This window comes from Pseudomonas alloputida, from assembly GCF_021283545.2.
Lineage (GTDB): Bacteria > Pseudomonadota > Gammaproteobacteria > Pseudomonadales > Pseudomonadaceae > Aquipseudomonas > Aquipseudomonas alloputida.
The window spans coordinates 4,751,888-4,775,150 of sequence record NZ_CP128540.1; the positions used below are offsets into that span (position 1 = coordinate 4,751,888).

The 23,263-nt window shown below is 57.8% G+C and carries 17 protein-coding genes and 1 pseudogene; 7 read left to right on the forward strand and 11 right to left on the reverse strand.

Going from position 1 to position 23,263, the window contains the following annotated elements; all coding sequences use genetic code 11:
• Positions 1-23: 23 nt before the first annotated feature.
• The 7 genes and pseudogenes from rfbB to LU682_RS21980 all read left to right on the forward strand — a co-directional run bounded on the left by rfbB (position 24) and on the right by LU682_RS21980 (position 5,843).
• Complete coding sequence (gene rfbB / locus LU682_RS21950; protein ID WP_010952822.1) at positions 24-1,124, forward strand: dTDP-glucose 4,6-dehydratase; 1,101 nt, start codon at positions 24-26, stop codon at positions 1,122-1,124.
• The gene (gene rfbD / locus LU682_RS21955; RefSeq protein WP_010952821.1) at positions 1,121-2,023 is read left to right on the forward strand and encodes a dTDP-4-dehydrorhamnose reductase; all 903 of its coding nucleotides are present in this window, start codon (positions 1,121-1,123) and stop codon (positions 2,021-2,023) included. Before rfbB ends, rfbD begins: the two co-directional genes overlap by 4 nt.
• Positions 2,024-2,034: 11 nt before the next feature.
• Entirely contained in the window at positions 2,035-2,916 is an 882-nt protein-coding gene (rfbA, locus tag LU682_RS21960; protein WP_010952820.1) for a glucose-1-phosphate thymidylyltransferase RfbA, read from the forward strand.
• Positions 2,916-3,464, forward strand: coding sequence for a dTDP-4-dehydrorhamnose 3,5-epimerase (gene rfbC / locus LU682_RS21965; protein ID WP_010952819.1), 549 nt, complete (start codon positions 2,916-2,918; stop codon positions 3,462-3,464). The genes rfbA and rfbC overlap by 1 nt, the downstream gene beginning before the upstream one ends.
• A 419-nt stretch (positions 3,465-3,883) precedes the next feature.
• Positions 3,884-4,135 carry a hypothetical protein gene (locus tag LU682_RS21970; RefSeq protein WP_370688775.1) on the forward strand — a complete coding sequence of 84 codons (252 nt, stop codon included), beginning with the start codon at positions 3,884-3,886 and terminating at the stop codon, positions 4,133-4,135.
• A gap of 204 nt (positions 4,136-4,339) precedes the next feature.
• Positions 4,340-4,521, forward strand: a pseudogene (locus tag LU682_RS21975) (DUF3077 domain-containing protein).
• A 233-nt stretch (positions 4,522-4,754) separates the two neighbouring features.
• Complete coding sequence (locus LU682_RS21980) at positions 4,755-5,843, forward strand: acyltransferase family protein (RefSeq protein ID WP_232914916.1); 1,089 nt, start codon at positions 4,755-4,757, stop codon at positions 5,841-5,843.
• A 97-nt stretch (positions 5,844-5,940) separates the two neighbouring features.
• Here LU682_RS21980 and LU682_RS21985 read toward each other — a convergent pair whose 3' ends face one another.
• The 11 genes from LU682_RS21985 to LU682_RS22035 form a co-directional block, all read right to left on the reverse strand.
• A complete protein-coding gene (locus LU682_RS21985; RefSeq protein WP_232914915.1) occupies positions 5,941-10,752 on the reverse strand; it encodes a glycosyltransferase in 4,812 nt (1,603 codons plus the stop codon).
• Positions 10,749-11,966 carry an ABC transporter ATP-binding protein gene (locus LU682_RS21990; RefSeq protein WP_010952816.1) on the reverse strand — a complete coding sequence of 406 codons (1,218 nt, stop codon included), beginning with the start codon at positions 11,964-11,966 and terminating at the stop codon, positions 10,749-10,751. The genes LU682_RS21985 and LU682_RS21990 overlap by 4 nt, the downstream gene beginning before the upstream one ends.
• Positions 11,963-12,757 carry an ABC transporter permease gene (locus LU682_RS21995; RefSeq protein WP_010952815.1) on the reverse strand — a complete coding sequence of 265 codons (795 nt, stop codon included), beginning with the start codon at positions 12,755-12,757 and terminating at the stop codon, positions 11,963-11,965. The genes LU682_RS21990 and LU682_RS21995 overlap by 4 nt, the downstream gene beginning before the upstream one ends.
• A 2-nt stretch (positions 12,758-12,759) precedes the next feature.
• Positions 12,760-14,121: a phosphohexomutase domain-containing protein gene (locus LU682_RS22000; protein ID WP_010952814.1), complete on the reverse strand. Its 1,362-nt coding sequence runs from the start codon at positions 14,119-14,121 to the stop codon at positions 12,760-12,762.
• Positions 14,122-14,250: 129 nt separating this feature from the next.
• Complete coding sequence (locus tag LU682_RS22005) at positions 14,251-15,693, reverse strand: mannose-1-phosphate guanylyltransferase/mannose-6-phosphate isomerase (protein ID WP_010952813.1); 1,443 nt, start codon at positions 15,691-15,693, stop codon at positions 14,251-14,253.
• 327 nt (positions 15,694-16,020) lie between these two features.
• Positions 16,021-17,454, reverse strand: coding sequence for an MBL fold metallo-hydrolase RNA specificity domain-containing protein (locus tag LU682_RS22010; RefSeq protein WP_010952812.1), 1,434 nt, complete (start codon positions 17,452-17,454; stop codon positions 16,021-16,023).
• 102 nt (positions 17,455-17,556) lie between these two features.
• On the reverse strand, positions 17,557-17,820 hold the full coding sequence (locus tag LU682_RS22015; protein ID WP_003260859.1) for a lipopolysaccharide assembly protein LapA domain-containing protein: 264 nt from the start codon (positions 17,818-17,820) through the stop codon (positions 17,557-17,559).
• 19 nt (positions 17,821-17,839) lie between these two features.
• Complete coding sequence (ihfB, locus tag LU682_RS22020; RefSeq protein WP_010952810.1) at positions 17,840-18,142, reverse strand: integration host factor subunit beta; 303 nt, start codon at positions 18,140-18,142, stop codon at positions 17,840-17,842.
• Positions 18,143-18,441: 299 nt separating this feature from the next.
• The gene (gene rpsA / locus LU682_RS22025; RefSeq protein WP_003252673.1) at positions 18,442-20,118 is read right to left on the reverse strand and encodes a 30S ribosomal protein S1; all 1,677 of its coding nucleotides are present in this window, start codon (positions 20,116-20,118) and stop codon (positions 18,442-18,444) included.
• A 124-nt stretch (positions 20,119-20,242) separates the two neighbouring features.
• Positions 20,243-20,920, reverse strand: coding sequence for a (d)CMP kinase (gene cmk / locus LU682_RS22030; RefSeq protein ID WP_003252672.1), 678 nt, complete (start codon positions 20,918-20,920; stop codon positions 20,243-20,245).
• A gap of 5 nt (positions 20,921-20,925) precedes the next feature.
• A complete protein-coding gene (locus tag LU682_RS22035; RefSeq protein WP_049587303.1) occupies positions 20,926-23,133 on the reverse strand; it encodes a bifunctional prephenate dehydrogenase/3-phosphoshikimate 1-carboxyvinyltransferase in 2,208 nt (735 codons plus the stop codon).
• Positions 23,134-23,263 lie beyond the last annotated feature (130 nt).

Genomic DNA, 23,263 nt, shown 5'->3' on the forward strand with positions numbered 1-23,263 from the left:
TTTTGTCCAATTAGAGCCAAATTATGATTCTAGTAACAGGCGGAGCCGGCTTCATCGGCTCAAATTTCGTACTGCAATGGTGTGCGCACAATGAGGAACCCGTCCTCAACCTCGACGCCCTGACCTACGCAGGCAACCTGGCCAACCTGCAGCCGCTGGAAGGCAACCCTCAGCATCGCTTTGTGCAAGGCAATATTTGCGATGCTGCGCTTCTGACCAAGCTGTTCGCAGAGCACCGCCCGCGCGCCGTGGTTCACTTCGCGGCGGAATCCCATGTAGACCGCTCAATCACCGGCCCCGAAGCGTTTGTCGAAACCAACGTGATGGGCACGTTTCGCTTGCTTGAAGCCGCCCGGGCGCATTGGAATAGTTTGGAAGGTGCAGAGAAGGAGGCCTTCCGTTTCCTCCATGTCTCTACCGACGAAGTCTACGGCACACTAGGGCCAAACGACCCGGCGTTCACCGAAACCACGCCGTACGCGCCGAACAGCCCATACTCCGCCAGCAAGGCAGCCAGCGACCATCTGGTACGCTCGTATTTCCATACCTACGGCATGCCGGTACTCACTACCAACTGCTCCAACAATTACGGGCCGCTCCACTTCCCGGAAAAACTGATCCCGCTGATGATCGTCAACGCACTCGCCGGTAAGGCGCTGCCTGTCTATGGCGACGGCCAGCAAATCCGCGACTGGCTGTATGTCGAAGATCACTGCTCGGGCATCCGTCGCGTACTGGAAGCCGGTGCGTTCGGCGAGACGTACAATATTGGCGGCTGGAATGAAAAAGCCAACATTGACATTGTGCGTACACTCTGCAGCCTTCTCGACGAGATGGCACCTGCGGCATCGCGCCAGGTAATCAATCAGAAGACCGGCGAGCCTGTCGAACAGTATGCAGAACTCATCGCCTACGTAACCGACCGCCCAGGCCATGACCGCCGTTATGCCATCGATGCACGCAAGATCGAGCGGGAGCTCGGCTGGAAACCTGCCGAAACCTTCGAGACGGGCATTCGAAAGACAGTCGCTTGGTACTTGGCCAACCAGAAATGGGTAAAAGGTGTCATGGACGGCAGCTACCGTGACTGGGTGGCACAACAATACGGGGCAAATAAAGCGTGAAAATCCTGCTGTTGGGGAAAAACGGGCAAGTAGGCTGGGAGCTACAGCGCGCCTTGGCGCCGCTGGGTGAGGTCATTGCGCTGGATCGTCAGGGGGCCGAGGGCTTATGTGGCGACTTGTCCAACCTGGACGGCTTGGCCGCTACGATTCGTCAGCTGGCGCCGGACGTGATCGTCAACGCTGCTGCCTACACTGCAGTGGATAAAGCTGAGAGCGATCAGGCACTGGCTGCAATGATCAATGCCGCGGCTCCTGCTGTATTAGCACGTGAAACAGCAGCTTTGGGCGCCTGGTTGATTCACTATTCCACCGATTATGTATTTGACGGCAGCGGCAGTCAGCGCTGGGAGGAAACTGCGCCTACCGGCCCCCTTTCGGTCTACGGCCGGACCAAGCTGGAAGGCGAGCATGCCATTCTCGCCAGCGGCGCCAAGGCCGTGGTACTGCGCACCAGCTGGGTGTATGCTGCGCGCGGGCACAATTTTGCCAAGACCATGCTGCGCCTGGCGGCGGAGCGTGAGACGTTGAGCGTGGTAGCAGACCAATTTGGCGCACCCACGGGCGCTGACCTGATCGCCGACGTTACTGCACACATCCTGCGGCAAATCTTCAATGGGCAAGACAACCGTCACCTGGCAGGGATTTACCACTTGGCTGCGTCCGGTGAAACCTCTTGGCATGGTTTTGCTCAGTTCGTGCTGGCGCATGCTCAACGCACTGGCGTAGCGCTGAAAGTGACAGCTGATAAGGTTGCCGCAATCAGCACCGAAGCTTATCCAGTACCTGCACCACGTCCGCGCAACTCGCGCCTGGCACTGGGCAAACTGGAAAACACGTTCAATTTCAAAATGCCGCTTTGGGAGCAAGGCGTGCAACGTATGCTGGACGAAATCCAGTAATAGGGACTCTCATGGCTCGTAAAGGAATTATTCTGGCCGGCGGTTCGGGTACACGCCTGCATCCGGCCACACTTTCGGTTTCGAAGCAGCTGCTGCCGGTGTATGACAAACCGATGATCTACTACCCGCTGAGCACCCTGCTGCTCGCTGGTATCCGGGACATCCTGATCATTTCCACCCCGCAGGACACCCCGCGCTTCGAACAGCTGCTGGGCGATGGCAGCCAGTGGGGCCTGAACCTGTCATACGCAATACAACCAAGCCCGGATGGCTTGGCGCAAGCGTTCACCATCGGCGCTGACTTCATCGGTAACGACCCTTCTGCGTTGGTTCTCGGTGACAATATTTTCTACGGCCATGACTTCCAGGCACTGCTATTGAACGCAGATAAACGTGAATCCGGTGCTTCAGTATTCGCTTATCATGTTCATGACCCAGAACGCTATGGCGTAGCGGAGTTTGACGATAGCGGTCGCGTATTGTCGCTGGAAGAAAAACCGGCAGTTCCAAAGTCTAGCTATGCGGTCACCGGCCTGTATTTCTATGACAATCAGGTAGTCAATCTGGCTCGCGAGCTGAAGCCTTCCCCACGTGGCGAGCTGGAAATCACCGACCTCAACAACCTTTACTTGCAGCAGCAGCAGTTGCAGGTCGAAATCATGGGCCGTGGCTATGCGTGGCTCGACACCGGCACGCACGACAGTCTGCTGGAGGCTAGCCAGTACATCGCAACCATGGAGCGCCGTCAGGGCTTGAAAGTCGCCTGCCCTGAGGAAATTTGCTACCGCGCTGGCTGGATCAACGCTGAGCAACTCGAGTGCCTGGCTCAACCACTGCTGAAAAACGGTTATGGCAAGTATCTGCAGAACTTGCTGAAAGAGAAGGTGTTCTGATGCAAGCCATTCCGCTGGATATCCCCGAAGTCGTGCTGTTTACCCCCAAGGTTTTTGGCGACGAACGTGGTTTCTTCTACGAGAGCTTCAACGCCCGTGTTTTCAGCGAAGTGACCGGCCTGCAGCCCGACTTCGTACAAGACAACCACTCGCGCTCGGTAAAAGGCGTGCTCCGTGGCCTGCACTATCAGCTGGCACCTCACGCCCAGGGCAAGCTGGTGCGTGTGGTGCAAGGCGAAGTCTTCGATGTTGCGGTGGATATCCGTCGCTCGTCCACAACCTTCGGTAAATGGGTAGGTGCGGTGTTGTCGGCCGAGAACAAGAACCAGCTGTGGATCCCGCCAGGGTTCGCACACGGGTTCGTCACGTTGAGTGAAACCGCAGAGTTCCTCTACAAGACCACCGACTTCTACTCGCCGCAGTGCGAGCGCTGCATTGCCTGGAATGATCCGGCAGTGGGTATCGAATGGCCCATCGACTCCGTACCAAGCTTGTCTGGCAAGGACCAGCTTGGGGTCGCATTGGCTGACGCCGAACTGTTCGACTAACGGTTTTAGCGGAGAAGGGCTGCGGTAGCGCAGCCTTGTCTCTGAACACATGCCATACCGGGTCTTGCCGATAGTGGCGTTTTTCACACGCCACTAAGAAGCAACCGCTGCATGGCCTGGCAAATAATCAGAATTTGCCCCTTCCTTGTAGGCCATTTCCCAAAGATACCCCTGCGCCTGTTTTCCATTGCACACGTTAAACGTGAGACTTAGTCTCGACCCGTCGCTGCCAAATCAGTGACCGGTTTTGGCAGGCCGTCAATTGTTGTCCGTGTGCTTACGCTTATGGCGGCTGTACGTGCGGGCCCCCTCATGTGTGCCGAGTGCCAACAATCTCGGTCTGTCAACCCAAGTACAACTGCCACCCTCCCGTTTGACAGCGAGGTGGATAGCAGCTCAACCATTGCTGGAGTGTAACCATGTTGAAAATAGCTCCTGATCCACCTCTCAGCACCATTTGTCTTGAAGATATTGGTCCAGCCACAATTTACGCGCTATGCGCCGCTATCCCCGTGCATCAAGCGATGTTGCTGCAGCCCAAGGCCCCAGCGTCGATTGTGATGATGACGTCCATGTATGAACAGGAGACGCTGCTGCCCTTGCTTTGGGCCGCAGCTGCTGCAGTTACATATGCCCTCTTAGCCAAAAACGTCTCATTGAGGCTTAACTGATTGTGTCGCCCGGGTTGGGTCTATCGCAGGCAAACCAGCCTCGCCTTTCAGGCTGCGATCTTTGCACGTTGGCGCTTGTGCAACTGACGTGGGGGATGGCCGGGGTGCCCCCTACCCAGGCTGCAGCGATTTCGGGAAATTGAACAATGTCTACGGTAGGAAACCTAATTCACTGTCGGCAAAACCAGTCGCCCCCTCTTCCGCATCGAAGCCGGCATCCCATGCCAGAGCTCTCGGGAACAGGTCTCAGAGCTGATGGCTACACACGGGACATGACCCTGGACGGATTGATGGAAAACAAACCGCAACTGATCTGGGCTTCACACTGTGTATGCGCGTTGGCTCAAGCGCTGATGGATGATGCCGAGCTAGGCATGATGTGCTGAGCGACCTGTTACAGCGATGGCTCCGGTGCCATGCAGGCCGACGGATATGGCATGGCCGCCATCTGCTTTTCCTGAAGGGGGATTCTGGCTACAATGCCGCCCCTTTCAGCGGAGCAAGAGGCTGCCGGCGTAAAAAAGGCCAAGTAAGTGAACAGGGCGCTCAACAGCCTGTTATCGGCGCTTCAAGCACTCCACGGGCTTGAAGGCCCAGCGACTCAGGTAATCAGCACCCCATGCCCCCATCTACCAGCAACAGGCTTTACACCCTCGATGTCCTGCGCGGCTTTGCCGCCTTGTGCGTCGTGTTCTGGCACTGGCAGCACTTTTTCTATGTGGGCAGTACACCCGCACAATTTGACCCGACCCTGCAGCCGTTGTTCAGCCAGTTCAAGATGTTGTATCAGCATGGCGGTATGGCGGTGCAACTGTTCTTTACCTTGTCCGGCTTTGTGTTCTACTGGCTGTTCGCCGCCGAGGTGGCCGACCGCTCGCTACCTGCCGCGCGCTTCGCATGGGACCGCTTCAGCCGTTTATACCCCCTACACATCGTTACCTTTATGGCCGTTGCCGGGCTGCAATGGGCGTATTCGGGTGGCCGCGACGGCTACTTCGTCTACCCATTCAACGACGCGTATCACGCACTCCTGAACCTGTTGATGGTACCTGCCTGGGGGCTGGAAAAAGGCTGGTCGTTCAATGCCCCGTTCTGGTCTGTGTCGGTGGAAGTATTGCTGTATGCGGCATTTTTCCTGATCTGTCTTTGCCGCCGCTGGAAATGGCCCTTGACCGTTATGGCCCTGGCGCTGGGCAGCTACCTGTACCCTGAGGTGTACAAGCTGGGCAGTGGCGTGCTGTGCTTCTTCATTGGCGGCGTCACCTATAGCGTGCTCAATCAGCTAAGGCGGTGGGCAGGTGATACCGGCACTGTCGTGGCCACTGTGCCGCTGTGTATTGCAAGCTGGGTTTGGTTGGTTCACAGGGCTGACGCGCTGAACGGTACCGTGCTGCTGTACGTGTGCTGCCCGCTACTAGTGGCGGCGCTGGCTGCCCTGGGCTTCCGCTGGCATGGGCTGGCACGGCACTGGGGTTGGCTCGGGGACATCAGCTACGCATCCTACCTCACCCACTTCCCGCTGCAGATCCTCTTCGCCATAGGCTTCGACGCGCTGGCCTTGCCACGTACGGTGTTCTACCAGGGATGGGTCATGCTGCTGTTCTTTTCCATCCTTATCCCGCTAAGCCTGTTGACCCACCGCTGGCTGGAACGCCCGGCTCAACGCTATCTGCGCCAGCGTCGCCAGGCTGTGCCCGTAGCCGGATAAGCGCGTTTACTGCGTGCCTCATACAAGTCATATGGCAAAAGCCCTGCAGTGCGGCTGCGCCGCACTGCAGGGTTCATGGATGGCCAAGCGTACGCAATCAGTGCGCTTGAGCAGGCGCCTTATGCTTCAGCTGAGTATTTTCCGTAACATCCAACACCAGGCGTTTTAGTTCAGCTGCACTTTCACTCCAATGTAGCCAAGGCATCTCATCCGACAGCGGCTGGGCACCTTGCTCGAACAGCTCCAGCCACTGCTTCATGGCGTGAGCTAGCTCATCCGCGGACACGCCCTGAAAGTAATAGGCAAACTCCCCCGCTACTTCGCGGAACACAGGGATATCCCGCGCAATGATGGGCAGTTTGTGCTGCGCAGCTTCAATCAACGGTAAGCCAAAGCCTTCGGCCTCCGAGGCGGCGATCAACGCACAGCTGGCGCTATAGAGTTCGGTCAGGTCGGCATCGCTCAACCCTTGCAGCCAGAACAAGCGCTTGCCCAATTGTGGGTGCGCACGCAGGTGCTGGACCAACTGCTCGACGGCCCAGCCTTCCTTGCCAACCAGCACCAGGTTCAGCTCTACACCCTGGGCCCACAGCACATCAAACGCAGCCAAAGTCTGTGCATGGCCTTTGCGTGGCTCAAGCGTACCCACCATAAGGAATGTGGGCACCGCTTTCAATTGGTCAATGAACGTATCTTCCAGCGTAGAGCTGCCTTGGCCTTGAACCTCTTCGATATCAGCCCCCAGGTGGAAATGACTGATGGACGGCATCACACGCCCGCCACCGTGCTGCTGCAACCAGACTTTAACGTCAGCAGCCACCGCAGCCGAGATCGCCACAACCCCATCGGCATATTGGCTGATAGAACGCATCCAGTTGTTGAAGGCGCCATCAATACCGGGGTAGGCAAACCTTGAGTGCAACAACGGGATCAGGTCATAAACCACAAAGTGGATACCCACGCCTGCACGGCGCATGCGCTCGAGCTCGCCATCAAACTCGGGGAACAAATGCGCGCTCAGGTCCAACCCCAGGAACACATCCCCCGCCGAGTACTCAATCGGGCATTCGCTCAAGCTGGCCACATAGGCACTGGAGCCTGGATATCCACTTGCAACCCTATACCCTTTGCCGGTAACGCCAAATACCGGGATTACCTGGTAATCAACACCCTCACCGCGCTGAAATTCATTGATTACCCGCTTCACGACGCGCTGAATACCAGTCTTAGCATCGCGGAAGTACAGCTCGGACACATCCACCAGCAACTTCTTCGGTGCTGCCGGGCTGATTCCCGGGCTGAGTCGGCGGTGCTTTTCCACAATCGGGGCTAGGTGGTTGTTTTCGAACAACAGTGCCTGCACGGTAGCGCTCAGGCGGGCAGAAACCCGCTCCCAACTGCGGTCGTCAATCCATCGCTCCTGTCGCGCCACCAACGCCTGAGCCTTGTCCGGGTTGCGTTCAAGCTCTGCGATCGACGCCACGATGTCCGCAGCGTGGCTACCGGTCATCTGCAAGGTGGCTTCAGCCATGTCCGAGAAGATATGGATCGGGCTCACCAGCACCGGCTTGAGGGTGGTAATGCCGATCGTTACCGCACCGCTGGCGCTTTCTTGTGTTTCCTTGTAGGGGAAGATCACGTAATCCGCTGCGCTCATCAGGCGCAGGCACTCCTTGATGGGGCGGAAATCGGTAACCCAGGTGATCTTGTCATCCACACCAAGCTCAACCGCCCTGGCCCGGTAAGCATCCAGTGTCTGTTCGCTGCGCGCATCGAGGATGGAGTGCAAACCGAGCATGTGAACATTGCGGCCTGTTTCTTGCGCCAACGGCAGAATGGTCTCGATCAGCGTGTCGATACCCTTGTGGGCAAGAATGAAGCCGAAACACGAAATGACCAGGTCATCCTGAGCGATACCCAACTCATCGCGGACATCCGCCGGCTGCACGTCAGTGAGCGGAGAGATAACACCGTGCGCCATCATCATGACGTTGGCGGCCAGGCCCAGCACCAATAGGTTATTCAGGTCTTCAGGCTTGTGGACGATGATGCGGTCAAGCTTGTGCAGCGAACGTACGGCCCTCTCGGAAAGGCGGTGGTCGGTAATCAACGGCTGCGTAGAGTGCAGTTCAAGCACCACAACCTTGCCCTGATCGTGCAAGTGCGCCAGACGCTCGCAAACTTCATCATTGAGGGCGAAAAGGCTCGGCTGATGCTGCACCAAAACAACATCAGCATCGGCACAGCCCTCGTTGGCCAACACCTTGCACATCGATTTGGCGTCGGAAAGCCTCCAGGCAGGCTGATAGACATCGGAGGTTGTGTCTGTGGTGCGCTCATCGCAGTAGATGCGAACGTCGTAATCGTCCTGCTTGAACTCACTGAGCAATGCCTGAGTGTATTCAGCAATGCCGCATTTGGTTGCCCAAGGAGAAACCACCACCAGTTTGGTCTTGCTGGCGGCGGCCGCCGGCATTTCGTGTTTGAGCCAGTTGGCACTGGCTAAAACCGCCTGCGCACTCTGCTCCCAAGTGTAGATGCTGCGAACAAGTTCAATGCCTTGGCGCCGGCGCTGCTCGAGTGCATCGTCGCCTTCGACGATTTTGCCGCGCAGTTCGCCCATCTTGAGGGCCAAGGTATGCTTGTCCGGTTCGACCCAGCATGAATTGGCCGCACCCAAGTGGCTGCCCGACTTGGCAAACAAGAACGGCAGCAGCTCGGCAGTGCCAAGCGTGCAGAAATCAACATGCGCACCAAAGCCGGTGACGATTACCGGCAACCCCATTGCCAGCGCTTCAGCCGCTGGTAAGTTGAAGCCTTCACCACGCGTTGGCAGCACCAGCGTGTGGGCGGAACGATACAACGCGATAATGCCTTGGTCGTCCATAGGGCTTTCGTCAACCACGATCGATGGCGTGTCTTGCCGATCAGCCGAGAGGTTGGCGATCAATTCATGTACGCGGTTATGTGGGTTGGGGAACGTCTTGATGTACAGCTCGACGTTATCGGCGCTGGAGAAAGCCTCGGCAAAGGCCTCAAGCAGCACGTCAGGGCCTTTGCGCTCAAACATCGACGATACATGCAAAAATCGGAACCGTTGCCCGGCAGCGGGACGAATATCGGTAATCGGTGCCACTTCATTGGTAATGATGTGATCTACCCCGACAGGGCAGATGACCACCGGTACTTCACAGCCAGAATCGTGCAACACTTTCTTTACGAAAGAAGCGGCCACGATAACAGCATCGAAGTTTTCGTTAATGAAGCTGATGGTCTCGTACGGGATTGCGGTTTCTTCCCAGAAGAAGATGACCAGGCGCATGCCAGCGCCTTTCAGGTCCTTGATCATGGGGTAGTGATGAACAATCGACAGCACTTCCCCTTCCAACGCTTCATCCAACGGTTGGCCTATTGCATTTGTCAGCCGCTGCTGGAAGGCTGGTATCTCGATGACATTGTCGTACGCCTTACCATGGTAGGGCTGGAACGCGAGCTTGCCCTCCAGCATGTCGAACAACGCCACACCCAGGCCGCGGTTGACGATGGCGAGGCTGTAATGGCCTTCGATATGCCCCGTGATCCGCACGGCATTAAACGCCGGTGCGACAGCCTCGTCCTTCAGGTAATAGCCTTCAGGCAGCAGCGGCGCTTTGGGATATACGGCAAAACTTACCCTCGAGTAATCTACTGCCTGGAACCCGACGTGGCCCATGGCCGCCGATGCGAACGCACCGCCACCAATAAGCCCGCGGTTCTGAGCGAACAGTTTCAACTGATGGTGCAGCTTGGGGAATTTGCGCAGCAACTGGTTGGCATTGTGTCGCAGCACCTGGTTGCCGAGTACCGACCGAATCATCCTGATGGCAAGCGGCCTGGCTGTGCGTTTGACGATAGCTACCAGCGATTTGGCCTGTTGCTTATCGATCCAGGCTTGCGTCGCCGCCATACGCTCATCAGCAAGAGCCAGCCGTTGCTGGGTATCGGACAGATGGTGGTTCAGGCCGTTCACCACTTGCTTGAGGCTCTCCAGTTCGGCGCGATGACGCTCGACTTCCTGGCTCAAATCCACAAGGGCTGCCTGGTGCTGACCCAGCTCCAGGTTAACTTGCGACAATGCCGAATGGCAGCTTTCGACGCTTTCGCCCACTTGCTGGAAGTTGCTAGCCAGCCTTTCTTCATAGCGCTCAGCCAGGTCCTCAAGGGTCACCCCATACTCAGCATCGAAGGCGCTGGCGAAGGCCGAAAGTGTCGGCTCCGGGGCATCTTTCTGAGCAATTACCGCGTAGTCTGGGCTTACACCGCTGAGCACATTCAGCAGGCGCATGTCCTCGTGTGCGGGTAGTGGTGAGAGCTCTTGCAACCGCACGAGTTTGCTACGACCAAAGCCTTCGTATTCCGCCAAAAAGCTCAGTAGCAGGTTGGGGATAGGCTTTTCATGGCTGGGGTCGAGGTAAAAGCTGTTGGTCCCCACCATGAGGTTTTCGGCGTTGGGGGTTTCCAGTATCAGCAGCCCGCCGGGCTTGAGTACTCTAAGCGCCTGCCCTACCAGCTGTTGCAAAACCGGGAACGGGACATGTTCGGCAATGTGGAACCCGGACACCAGCACCTGGCTGGCGTCGGCCAACGATTTAAGCTTGGCAACGGCGTCGGCATTTTCAACGGCATAACCCTCGATCCGGCATTGCTCCAGCATGCCGTCATCCAGGTCTACGCCAACTGCATTGAAGCCCTCCCCGGCCAGTACACCCAACCACTCGCCACGGCCACAGCCCAAGTCAATCGCACGATGCTCGTCATCCAGTGCCAACAGCGGATGAAGGAACGGCATATACACCTGCAGCCGCTCGGTGATCAGTTTCGTGGAGCCACGGTAGCGATCCTCGAAAGCGCGATAGAAAGGTTTTTTCACCGGATGCACTCCACAGCTGTTGGAACCCAAGCCATGCCGACAAATTGGGGCTTTGAGGTATTGACCACGTTGAACACCAACGCCAGGTCTCGCCATTCGTAATTGCTGCCGATGTGCACCTCATTGGCATGCAAGGCAACCGCTACAGAATAGGAACCAGGCCCCAGATTCATCTCGAAGTCGAAGCGGTACTCCAGTTTTTCACCGGTTTCAAGCGCCTTCTGGGCTTTGCCCAAGTGGTGGGTATTGGTACCGAAAACATGTTGGCCTAAACGGTCCTTGATCACGTAGCCGACTACAAGCTCAGGGATCGGCGCGTGCACCTCTACTTGCACGCTCAGGGTCACTTTGTCACCCACAGCCACGAACTCGACAGGCGTGCCTTGCATGTCGTACAAAGCAACGGTACCGATAGTTGCCTCGCCGCTGCCCGACTGCGTCTGCACGGTGCCATCAGCCAGTTGCTTGACTTGCACGGTGCTGTTTTCTTTCTCGGCAATCAGGGCATTGTAATAATCCATGACCTGCTCTGGTGGCCCATCCTTGATGATGGAACCGTTTTCCAAAAGCAAGGCCCGGCTGCACAGCGATTGGATGGCGCCACGATCATGTGACACTATCAAAAGCGATGTTCCCAGCCGCTGGAACTCACGGATGCGCTCAAAACTCTTGTGCTGGAAATAGCTGTCCCCTACTGACAGCGCCTCATCGACGATAAGGATTTCTGGACGGAACGCAGTCGCCACGGCAAATGCGACGCGCATTTGCATACCGCTGGAATAGGTACGCACTGCCTCATCAAAGTACTCGCCAATCTCGGCAAAGGCTTCAATGTCATCAATGACATCATTGATCTGCTGTACATCGAAACCCATCAGACCCGCAGCGTGGTACACGTTCTGGCGGCCACTGAGCTCTGGATTGAAACCCATGCCCAGCTCCAGAATGGCTGCGATTCGGCCATTGACCTGCACTCGACCCTGGGTCGGCTGCAACGTCCCGGTGATCATCTTCAGCAAGGTGGACTTGCCGGCGCCATTTTGCCCGATAATGCCGATGGCTTCGCCGGGTTCAATTGCAAAGTTGATGTGTTTCAACACCCAGTGTTCACTGCTTGCCTTAGTGGGCAAAAAGAACCAGTGGGCGATTCGTTGCAGTTCCGAACGGTACGTTTTGTAGGCTTTGCCCACATCACTGACACTCAAAAGGCTCATAGTACATCCACCATTTCAGGCACAGACCGACGAAACAGGAACAGGCCAAGCAACAACAGACCAAAGGAAATCCCGGTCATGACAACCGCCTGACTCAAATCAGGCGCTTTAGCGTACAGGAGTACGTCGTGATAGGCAGTAACAATGGGATACATGGGGTTAAAACTAAGGGTGGCCCGAAGGTGTTCAGGTATCACATTGACCATGTAAACGATTGGGGTAAACCAGAACAACACCTGCAGCACGATGGGCACTACCTGACCGACATCCCGCAGAAAAACATTGAGAATACCCAACACTAGGCCAATGCCAACGCTTAATGCAACGACGATCATCACCAACGGGATTAGCCAAAGTATCTGCAGCGTCGGATAGTGGCCAAGTAATGAGAAAACCAGCATCACTGCTGCGAACAACAAGACATTGTTCAGCAAACACGAGCCCACCACGATAACCGGTAGCGTAATACGCGGAAAGCGCATCTTTTTCATAATATTGCCCTGCTCGATAAATAGCGTCAGGCACCGACTGACGATCTCGGCAAACAGGTTCCAGGCCAGAATGCCGGCCATCAGGTACAAGGCATAAGCGTATTTATTGTCAATGCCTGGCAGCTTCGCGGCCAGTACGTTGGACAGGATCAGCGCATAGATGGCGACCTGGGCCAGGGGATGAATAATCATCCACAGCCCGCCCAGTTTGCTTCGCGCAAAGCGTGAAATGAATTCGTTCTTGATTGAAGAGATAATGAAGCCTCGATAGCTCCATATACCTTTGATCATGCCAAACATAATTAACCTCTGATTAAGCCGGCGATTTGTGCAACCTGGCGCTCAACCAAAGCCTGATCGCCTCGGCTCTCGACATTGAGGCGCAGCAATGGCTCGGTGTTGGACCCACGCAGGCTGAAACGCCAGTCAGCGAACTCTACGCTGATACCGTCGGTGCGGTCGATGCTGGGGTTTCGCGGCAAGTAGTGAGCAAGAATCTTCTCGATAGTGTCTTTAACATCCTCCACTTCGTAGTTGATTTCGCCACTGCACGGGAACGCTGCAATACGTTCGTCCACCAGTTGCCCCAGGCTTTTGCCCGTTACGCTCATCAACTGAGCGACCAGGAGCCAAGGGATGTTACCGCTGTCGCAGTAGGCAAAGTCACGGAAGTAATGGTGGGCGCTCATTTCGCCGCCATATACAGCATCTTCGGCGCGCATACGCTCTTTTATGAAGGCATGGCCGGTCTTGCTCTGGATTGCCATTCCCCCTGCTTCTTCGACCTGTTTGATGGTGTTCCAGGTCAGGCGCGGGTCGTGAATGATTTTGCTGCCTGGGTGCTTGGCCAGCAGCATTTCAGCCAACAGGCCAACTACATAGTAGCCCTCGATGAAACGCCCCTGATTGTCGAAGAAGAAGCAGCGATCGAAATCACCATCGAAGGCAATACCCATGTCTGCACCGGTATCCAGGACAGCTTGGCGTGTAAGGTCACGGTTTTCCGGTAGCAGCGGGTTGGGGATGCCATTAGGGAAGTTGCCATCTGGTTCCCCATTGATAACAGTGAGCTTCAGTGGCAGGCGCGCCTTCAACAACTCCAGCACCGGGCCGACAGCACCATTACCCGGATCCGCCAGCACTTTCAATGGCTTGAGGGTAGCCAGGTCCACATAGGTCAGCAGGTGGTCGATGTAAGCGCTTTTGTCGGACGCCAGGCGAACACTGCCTGCGGCCGGGGCTGCGGTCCCCAAATCACCGGATTCCACCCGCTGGCGAATATCCTTGAGGCCCGTGTCACCACTGATAGGTCGCGACTGCTCGCGCACCAGTTTCATGCCGTTATAGCCTTTGGGATTATGGCTGGCGGTTACCATGATGCCACCGTCGGCCTGATAGTGGCTGGTAGCGAAGTACACTTCCTCGGTGCCACAAAGGCCAATATCTATAACGTCGGCGCCGCCTTCAGTAAGGCCCCTCATCAATGCTTGGGAAAGAGTCGGACTTTCCAAGCGCATGTCACGACCTACCACGTAGCTGCGCCCACCCAGCTCAGCCACCAAGGCACGACCAATACGATAGGCAATATCCTCATTGAGATCAGCCGGCACTTGGCCGCGAATGTCATAGGCTTTGAAGCAGCGGGTCTGAATGGGTGGGTACATACATCTCACTTGTATACGGCGGCGCTTGAGCGAACACCATTCGAAAAAGGGGAAGTCGGCGACAGGCTTGCCGAGCGAAATCGACCCCGCGCTTGGATCAGGCCCACGGGGTCGACTGGAGAGGCTGGATCAGGCGTCGCAACGACCGTAGTTATCCTCGAAGCGAACGATATCGTCTTCGCCCAGGTAGTCGCCGCTTTGAACTTCGATCAGCACTAGGTCGATTACACCCGGGTTCTGCAAACGGTGCTTGTGACCCGCCCGAATGAACGTGGATTCGTTCGTGTTGAGCATCAGTTCCTGATCATCATTGACCACCACGGCCATACCGCTCACCACAATCCAGTGCTCACTGCGGTGGTGATGCATCTGCAGGGACAGCGACGCCTTGGGCTTGACCACAATGCGTTTGATCTTGAAGCGCTCACCATCTTCCAAGGTGGTGTAAGTACCCCAGGGGCGGTGCACTGTTTGATGCAGTAAATGGGCGGTGTGACCATCATTCTTCAAGCGCTTGACGATATGTTTCACGTCCTGAGCGTGGTCTTTATGAGCAATCAGCAGTGCATCCGGCGTGTCTACCACCAGCAAGTCCTGAACACCTACCAGCGCAGCCAGGCGGTCTTCGGTGCTGACATAGTTGTTGCTCGCCCCGTAAGCCATCACTTCGCCGTCGAAGCGGTTGCCATGCTCATCCGGCAGGGTCAGTTCGCTGACAGCATTCCACGAGCCAATATCGCTCCACCCGATATCGCACGGAATGGTCGCCACTTTACTCGAGCGTTCCATCAAGGCGTAATCGATGGAGATGTCCGGCACGCTGGCGAAGCACTCTGCATCCAGAGCCAGGCAGCTATAGCCTTTGGAGGTAGAGCGGCGCGAGGCTTCGAGGGTACGCTCGACAGCTTCAAGCACATCAGGAGCGTAAGCCCTGAACTGCTCGATCACAGTGCCAACCTGGAAGCAGAACATGCCGGCGTTCCAGAAATAGTTGCCAGCAGCGACATAGGCCTCAGCGGTTTTGGCGTCGGGTTTTTCGACGAAACGCTCGACTCTTAGCCCACCTTCGAGCACACCGCCAGCCGCAGCCTCGATGTAGCCAAAGCCGGTTTCAGGGTATTGGGGTTTAATGCCGAATGTGACCAGCCAACCCTCGCCTGCCAGCTGAACGGCCTTGCTGACTGCTTCGGAAAAAGCCGCTTCGTTCTGGATCAGATGATCGGCCGCCAGCACGAGCATGTGCACTTGAGGGCCGTGGGACTCCAGAAGCTGCAATGCGGCAGCGGCCACGGCTGCGGCGGTATTGCGACCGAAGGGTTCGAGAATGTAACCCTGGCTGAGGTTCTGCTTGTTGATGGTGCGATATTCGTCCTCGGTCTTGAACAGCAATTCGCGGTTGGTGACCGTAAGGATTTCAACCACACCGTTCAGGTCGGCGGCTCGCAGGAAAGTCTTCTGGATGAGGTTCTGACCGTCTGGCAGGGTCATGAACGGCTTGGGATGAGCCTCACGTGATACTGGCCACAGACGGCTACCAACGCCACCGGATAAAATTACCGGGATCAATTCCATATTTGAGTCCTTAACGGCCACTTGAAGTTTCAAACCTCAGGAAACCTGCATGTATCTTAATATCTGACAGCCGCTGCGGTCGGGTGCAGCAGCAATAAATATACGCGCCCAGCGAGGCAATTCCTGGCCATCCAGGCTCCAGACCCGAGCTGAGGCTCGTAGAATACCAGAGTTTTTTTCATGTAGCTTGTCCCCCGAGGAGCGCCAGAGAGCGCATCTTCAGTCGGCTGTTCAACCGCCGTTTTAGCAACTGCACCGTCGGGCGGCGAAACTCAAATGGCAGGTTTGAGACAACTGCGCGCGTGAACGTTCAATGGCCAACCCGCTTTATTCAGGAATAATTACCTCAAAGCATGGGTTATGCGTTTCTCGGCGAGCCCTGAGAACTTGCTGCAAAATCAGCTTCGCACGCTGCTCCCCGTGCACCAACACAACCCGCCCCGGCACGCGCGACATTGCGTTGACAAAACCGACCAACCCCGCCTGATCAGCATGCCCCGAAAACCCACCCACCGTGACCACCTTCGCCCGGATTTCGTACATCTGCCCATCCAGATCAATCTGCACAAACCCTTCTGCCCCTTCACTCGCCTGGATTACCGCCCCCGGCGTCCCCTTAGCCTGGTACCCCACGAACATCACCTCATGCCGCGGATCCCCCAGCATGGCCTTGAGGTAATTGACGATGCGCCCACCCGAACACATGCCATTGCCGGCAATCACGATCGCCGGTCGCCCGGTGCTCTTGAGGTAATTGACCACCTGCTGGTGGCGGGCATGGGTGTCCACACAGATCAATTGGCTGAAGCCGAGTGGATCGCGCCCTGCTGCAACACGCGCCCTGGCTTCTGCATTCCAATATTCGTGCAGCTCCCGGTACACGCGGGTGATGCGCTGAGCCAAGGGCGAATCGAGGATGATGGGCAACTGTGACCAGTCGATTGGCTCACCGTCCGGAGCCGGGCCGGTAGTGTTCAGCAGGGCTTTGCGGTGCAGAATGTCTTCCAGCTCGTACAACAGCTCCTGCGTGCGACCAAGACTGAATGCAGGAACCAGGAGGGTGCCCTTGTCGGCGAGGGCTCGGTCGATGGCGTCTTCCAGCCGCTGACGGCGGTCGTCTGCCTGCGGGTGCAGGCGGTCGCCGTAGGTGCTTTCCAGCACCAGCACGTCAGCACGCTCCGGGGGCTGCACCGGGCGCAGCAGCGGGTTGCCACAAGCGCCCAGATCGCCAGAAAACACGTACCGGCTGTTGGTTTGCTCATGCTGCATATCGCACTCGACATAAGCGGAACCCAGCAGATGCCCTGCACGCTGCAGGCGAATACGACAGGCAAGACCAGGGTACTCAACCACCGTGTGCCACTGCTCGAAGGGCAGCGGCACGATAAGGTCACGGATGAATTCGAGATAGCGCGCCACCTGCGCAGGCTCGCTGCTGATGCTCAGCTTGTAGGCGTCTTCCAGTACCAGCGGCAGCAGCCGGGCCGAGGGCTCGCTGCACAGGATAGGACCACGGTAACCCGCTGCCAGCAGCGCAGGGATGCGCCCAACATGGTCGAGATGGACATGGGTGATGACCAGGGCCTGAATACCGTGGATATCAAAACCGAGGGGGGCGGATTCTGCACCGGGCGGCGCATCACTTCCCTGTTCCAGCCCGCAGTCGACCAGCAAACTGGTGGATGGGCCGAGGTGCAGCTGGTGACAGGACCCGGTGACACCCCGGGTACCACCGTGATGGGAAAGGCTGGGATATTCCATGCTGCGCACACTCGCCTGGACCGAAAATGAAGTGGACTATTACTCCATGACGACCGACGCATGCATAGGTGAACCTTTCTTTAGTAGGTGTAGGAAATTTCCTTAGTTGCCGTTCAATGCCGCCTGACGGGCAGAAGCCCTGATCTTGCGCTTGCTGCGCTGCACCCCGTAGGCCCCCAGCAACGGCCCGACTGCCAGACCAATGACCAAGGCAGCCAACACCAGGACAGCAACCGGCATGGCGGGTGCAGCCCAACCGAACAGGACCAATGACACGGTTTGCTGGTTCTCCAGCACGAAGAACAGCACCACAGCCGCCAATAGCAGCACGAACACCGCCGCCAGGGCGCGCTTGAGGTTACGCATCAGATTGCTCCTTGTGGAATCAGGTGTGGGCCTCTTCATGCTCGTCTTCATTGACCCGGTCACGCAACTCTTTGCCGGGCTTGAAGTGCGGCACGAACTTGCCTTCGAGGCTGACCGACTGGCCGGTCTTCGGGTTACGGCCTACGCGAGGGGCGCGATAGTGCAGCGAGAAGCTGCCAAAACCGCGAATCTCGATGCGATCGCCGGTAGCCAGGCATTGTGACATCTGCTCAAGCATGGTCTTGATGGCCAGCTCCACATCCTTGGACGAGAGCAGCCCCTGATGGGTGACAATACGTTCGATCAGCTCCGACTTCGTCATATTTTTCCCTTCGTTATCAAGCAGCTAGATCATTGCTTAACCAGTTTGTAGCACGCCGGGAAGGATTTGAACAGGGTGGATCTTGACTTAATAAAAAAATTCAAGATTGAAGTAATTCAAGAATGGTCTACCGCTTAGATAGGCCAGTGGCGCCTGCTTCGCGGGTGAACCCGCTCCTACAACGGGCTTCGCCAGCCTGAAGCTGGCGTGTTCCAGCAGTGCCATCCGCCGCACCACCTGGTCGCGGAGCAAAAAAAAGGGCGACCCGAGGGTCGCCCTTTTTACCGATCAAACAGAACTCAGTTCTGCTTGGCCATTGCTTCGCGCAGCAGCGCAGCCATGGTGGTGTCGGCAGCAGCTTCCGGAGCGTTTTTCAGGCTCTGGATAGCTTCGCGCTCTTCAGCGTCGTCTTTCGATTTGATCGACAGGCTGATAACGCGGGACTTGCGGTCAACGCTGATGATCTTGGCTTCGATCTCTTCGCCTTCCTTCAGAACGTTACGCGCGTCTTCAACGCGGTCACGGCTGATTTCGGAAGCTTTCAGAGTGGCTTCGATGTCGTCGGCCAGGGTGACGATGGCGCCTTTGGCGTCAACTTCTTTCACGATGCCCTTGACGATAGCGCCCTTGTCATTGACAGCAACGAAGTTGGAGAACGGATCGTCTTCCAGCTGCTTGATGCCCAGGGAGATGCGCTCGCGCTCTGGGTCAACCGACAGGATGACGGTTTCCAGCTCATCGCCCTTCTTGAAACGACGCACGGCTTCTTCGCCGGTTTCGTTCCAGGAGATGTCGGACAGGTGAACCAGACCGTCGATGCCGCCGTCCAGACCAATGAAGATACCGAAGTCGGTGATCGACTTGATGGTACCGGTGATCTTGTCACCCTTGTTGAACTGGCCGGAGAAGTCTTCCCATGGGTTGGACTTGCACTGCTTGATGCCCAGGGAGATACGACGACGCTCTTCGTCGATGTCCAGAACCATGACTTCCACTTCGTCGCCAACCTGAACGACTTTCGACGGGTGGATGTTCTTGTTGGTCCAGTCCATTTCGGAAACGTGTACCAGACCTTCAACGCCTTCTTCCAGCTCAGCGAAGCAGCCGTAGTCGGTCAGGTTGGTAACGCGAGCCTGTACGCGAGTACCTTCTGGGTAACGGGCAGTGATAGCTACCCACGGATCTTCGCCCATCTGCTTCAGACCCAGCGAAACGCGATTGCGCTCACGGTCGAACTTCAGAACGCGTACGTCGACTTCGTCGCCAACGTTAACGATTTCCGATGGGTGCTTGATGCGCTTCCAGGCCATGTCGGTGATGTGCAGCAGGCCGTCGATACCGCCCAGGTCCACGAATGCGCCGTAGTCGGTGAGGTTCTTGACGATACCTTTGACTTGCTGGCCTTCCTGCAGGGTTTCCAGCAGGGCTTCGCGCTCGGCGCTGTTCTCGGCTTCCAGCACGCTGCGACGGGAAACGACAACGTTGTTGCGCTTCTGGTCCAGCTTGATGACCTTGAATTCCAGCTCTTTGCCTTCCAGGTGGGTGGTGTCGCGCACTGGGCGGACATCAACCAGGGAGCCCGGCAGGAACGCACGGATGCCGTTAACGTCGACAGTGAAGCCGCCCTTAACCTTACCGTTGATAACGCCCTTGACCACTTCTTCGGCGGCGAAAGCTGCTTCCAGAACAATCCAGCACTCGGCGCGCTTGGCTTTTTCACGGGACAGCTTGGTTTCGCCAAAGCCGTCTTCGACCGCGTCCAGCGCAACGTGAACTTCGTCACCGACCTTGATGGTCAGCTCGCCAGCTTCGTTGTAGAACTGCTCGAGCGGGATGACGCCCTCGGACTTCAGGCCAGCGTGTACGGTAACCCAGTCGCCGTCGATGTCGACAACGATACCGGTGATGATCGCACCCGGCTGAAGATTGAGGGTTTTCAGGCTTTCTTCAAAGAGTTCTGCAAAGCTTTCGCTCATTTTAATTCCTGTAGATTCGGGCGAAACAGACGCCCATAACCACATTCCAGACAATGTGGGTTCGTTTTAAGTAAAGGAAAGCCGGCAGGACGTTGACTGGTGCCCCTGCCTGCTTTCCTGGCTATCAGATAAGGTCGCGCTGGGCGATCTCGCTTCTGATACGTTGCAACACCTGCTCGATGGATAACTCGGTAGAGTCCAACTGAATGGCATCGGCCGCTGGTTTCAGCGGGGCCACTGCACGTTGGGTGTCGCGCTCATCACGCGCACGAATCTCATCCAGCAGACTCGACAGACTAACATCTTCACCCTTGCCCTTCAACTGCAGGTAGCGGCGACGTGCGCGCTCCTCCGCGCTGGCGGTGAGGAAGACCTTCAATGGCGCATCCGGGAACACCACGGTACCCATGTCGCGACCATCAGCAATCAGCCCCGGCACTTCGCGGAACTCACGCTGACGAACCAGCAGCGCATCACGCACTGCCGGCAGCGAGGCCACCATCGATGCACCGGCACCGACGGTTTCGGTACGGATGACGTTGCTGACGTCCTCACCCTCAAGGATGATCTGTTGTAGCTTACCGGGCTCGGCAGCGATGAACTGCACATCCAGATGGGCGGCAAGCTTGGTCAGCAGCTCTTCGTTGGTCAGGTCGACGCCGTGGTTGCTGGCATTGAATGCCAGCAAGCGATACAGCGCGCCGGAGTCCAGCAGCTTCCAGCCCAGCTCGCGGGCAATCAGCCCGGCGACCGTGCCCTTGCCCGAGCCGCTTGGTCCGTCGATGGTGATAACCGGTGCCATTGAATTCACGACTTGCCCTCTTCTGCCACGCGAATCCCCACTTCGGCGCACAGCGCCAGGAAGTTGGGGAACGAGGTGGCGACGTTGGCGCAGTCATGAATGCGAATCGGCGCACTGGCGCGCAGCGAAGCCACGCTAAAGGCCATGGCGATGCGGTGGTCACCATGCCCATGCACTTCGCCGCCGCCCATCTGGCCACCGTCGATGATGATGCCGTCCGGGGTCGGCTCGCACTTGATGCCCAAGGTGGTGAGGCCATCGGCCATCACCTGGATGCGGTCGGACTCCTTCACCCGCAGCTCTTCGGCGCCACGCAGCACGGTACGCCCTTCAGCGCAGGCAGCGGCCACGAACAAGACCGGGAATTCGTCGATGGCCAGCGGCACCAACGCTTCAGGAATGTCGATACCCTTCAGCTTGGCACCGCGCACACGCAGGTCGGCCACGGGTTCGCCACCCACTTCACGCTGGTTTTCCAGGGTGATGTCGCCGCCCATCAGGCGCAGGATGTCGATCACGCCGGTACGGGTCGGGTTGATGCCGACATGCTCCAGCACCAGCTCGGAGCCTTCAGCGATAGAGGCTGCGACCAGGAAGAACGCTGCCGATGAAATGTCAGCCGGCACTTCGATCCGGGTAGCGGTCAGCTTGCCACCGGACTGCAGCGAGGCCACCGGGCCATGGCTGTCGACCGAGTAGCCAAAACCGCGCAGCATGCGCTCGGTGTGGTCACGGGTAGGCGCAGGCTCAGTGACAGTGGTCTTGCCTTCGGCGTACAGGCCGGCCAGCAGCAGGCAGGATTTGACCTGGGCGCTAGCCATCGGCAGCGTGTAGGTCAGCCCTTTGAGCTTGTGGCCACCGCGGATGGTCAGCGGCGGACGGCCGTCCGGGCCGGTCTCGACCACAGCACCCATTTCGCGCAGCGGGTTGGCCACACGGTTCATCGGGCGCTTGGACAGCGAGGCGTCGCCGGTCATGGTGACATCGAACGGCTGACCGGCCAACAGGCCCGACAGTAGGCGCATCGAAGTACCGGAGTTACCTACGTACAGCGGCCCAGGTGGCGGCTTGAGGCCATGCAGGCCCACGCCGTGAATGGTCACACGACCGTGGTTGGGGCCTTCGATGACCACCCCCATGTCACGGAATGCCTGCAGGGTCGCCAGCGCATCTTCGCCTTCGAGGAAGCCTTCGACCTCGGTAGTACCTTCGGCCAGCGAGCCGAGCATGATCGAGCGATGGGAAATCGACTTGTCGCCCGGTACACGGATCCGCCCGTTCAGGCGGCCACCCGGTTGGGCCTGGAAAATCAGATCGTTGGCGTTCATAGCGTCCACATAGGCCCGGCGGGCCAGGATTTTACTGAAATGCTCGCGGGCAACCCGTGCGCGGGTGAATACACCCAGCAGCTGGTGCCCATCCCCTTCAGCGATCGCGTCGCGCAGGGCGTCGAGATCACTGCGAAATGTATCAAGCGTGCGCAGGACAGCGTCGCGGTTGGCGAGGAAGATGTCATGCCACATGGTCGGATCGCTGCCGGCGATTCTTGTGAAATCGCGGAACCCACCCGCAGCGTACCGGAAGATCTCGAGGTTTTCATTGCGTTTGGCCAGTGAGTCGACCAGGCCAAAGGCCAGCAGGTGTGGCAGATGGCTGGTGGCGGCCAGTACTTCGTCATGGCGCTCGACCGACATGTGCTCCACATCGGCGTCCAGCGCACGCCACAGGCGGTCAACCAGGACCAGCGCGGCGGGGTCGGTTTCGGCCAGCGGCGTGAGGATGACCTTGTGCCGGCGGAACAAGGTGGCATTGGACGCCTCTACCCCGCTCTGCTCGGAACCGGCGATGGGGTGGCCCGGGACGAAGCGCGGCAGGCGGGCACCGAAGACGGCACGCGCCTCACGCACGACGTTGCCCTTGGCGCTGCCGACGTCGGTGATGATTGCATCACCCAGGTCGAGCAGGGCCAGGCGCGCGAGGACTTTTTCCATGGCCAGGATCGGTACGGCCAGCTGGATGACATCGGCGCCCACACAAGCGGCGGCAAGGTCTTCTTCGCAGCGGTCGACCACGCCCAGGGCCACGGCCTGCTTGCGCGAGGGGGCGTCCAGGTCGACACCGACCACTTCGCGGCACAGGCCGCTTTCACGCAGGCCCTTGGCGAACGAGCCGCCGATCAGGCCTAGACCGACCACGACCAGGCGGTCGATGATGGGCGCGGGTTTGGTTTTTGCTGCATTTACCACTGGTGCGAACCCTGTTCAGAAATCTAGGTAGCCTGTGAGGGCCATTGGGGCCGCGGCGCGGCCCTTCGCGGGCTAGCCCGCTCCCACAGAGATCGGC

What these genes read in the sequence shown, in the direction of transcription:
- rfbB (WP_010952822.1), top strand. Translation starts at nt 24, where the DNA reads ATGATTCTAGTAACAGGCGGAGCCGGCTTCATCGGCTCAAATTTCGTA.
- rfbA (WP_010952820.1), top strand. Translation starts at nt 2,035, where the DNA reads ATGGCTCGTAAAGGAATTATTCTGGCCGGCGGTTCGGGTACACGCCTG.
- rfbC (WP_010952819.1), top strand. Translation starts at nt 2,916, where the DNA reads ATGCAAGCCATTCCGCTGGATATCCCCGAAGTCGTGCTGTTTACCCCC.
- LU682_RS21970 (WP_370688775.1), top strand. Translation starts at nt 3,884, where the DNA reads ATGTTGAAAATAGCTCCTGATCCACCTCTCAGCACCATTTGTCTTGAA.
- LU682_RS21980 (WP_232914916.1), top strand. Translation starts at nt 4,755, where the DNA reads ATGCCCCCATCTACCAGCAACAGGCTTTACACCCTCGATGTCCTGCGC.
- LU682_RS21990 (WP_010952816.1), bottom strand. Translation starts at nt 11,966, where the DNA reads ATGAGCCTTTTGAGTGTCAGTGATGTGGGCAAAGCCTACAAAACGTAC.
- LU682_RS21995 (WP_010952815.1), bottom strand. Translation starts at nt 12,757, where the DNA reads ATGTTTGGCATGATCAAAGGTATATGGAGCTATCGAGGCTTCATTATC.
- LU682_RS22000 (WP_010952814.1), bottom strand. Translation starts at nt 14,121, where the DNA reads ATGTACCCACCCATTCAGACCCGCTGCTTCAAAGCCTATGACATTCGC.
- LU682_RS22005 (WP_010952813.1), bottom strand. Translation starts at nt 15,693, where the DNA reads ATGGAATTGATCCCGGTAATTTTATCCGGTGGCGTTGGTAGCCGTCTG.
- LU682_RS22010 (WP_010952812.1), bottom strand. Translation starts at nt 17,454, where the DNA reads ATGGAATATCCCAGCCTTTCCCATCACGGTGGTACCCGGGGTGTCACC.
- LU682_RS22015 (WP_003260859.1), bottom strand. Translation starts at nt 17,820, where the DNA reads ATGCGTAACCTCAAGCGCGCCCTGGCGGCGGTGTTCGTGCTGCTATTG.
- ihfB (WP_010952810.1), bottom strand. Translation starts at nt 18,142, where the DNA reads ATGACGAAGTCGGAGCTGATCGAACGTATTGTCACCCATCAGGGGCTG.
- rpsA (WP_003252673.1), bottom strand. Translation starts at nt 20,118, where the DNA reads ATGAGCGAAAGCTTTGCAGAACTCTTTGAAGAAAGCCTGAAAACCCTC.
- cmk (WP_003252672.1), bottom strand. Translation starts at nt 20,920, where the DNA reads ATGGCACCGGTTATCACCATCGACGGACCAAGCGGCTCGGGCAAGGGC.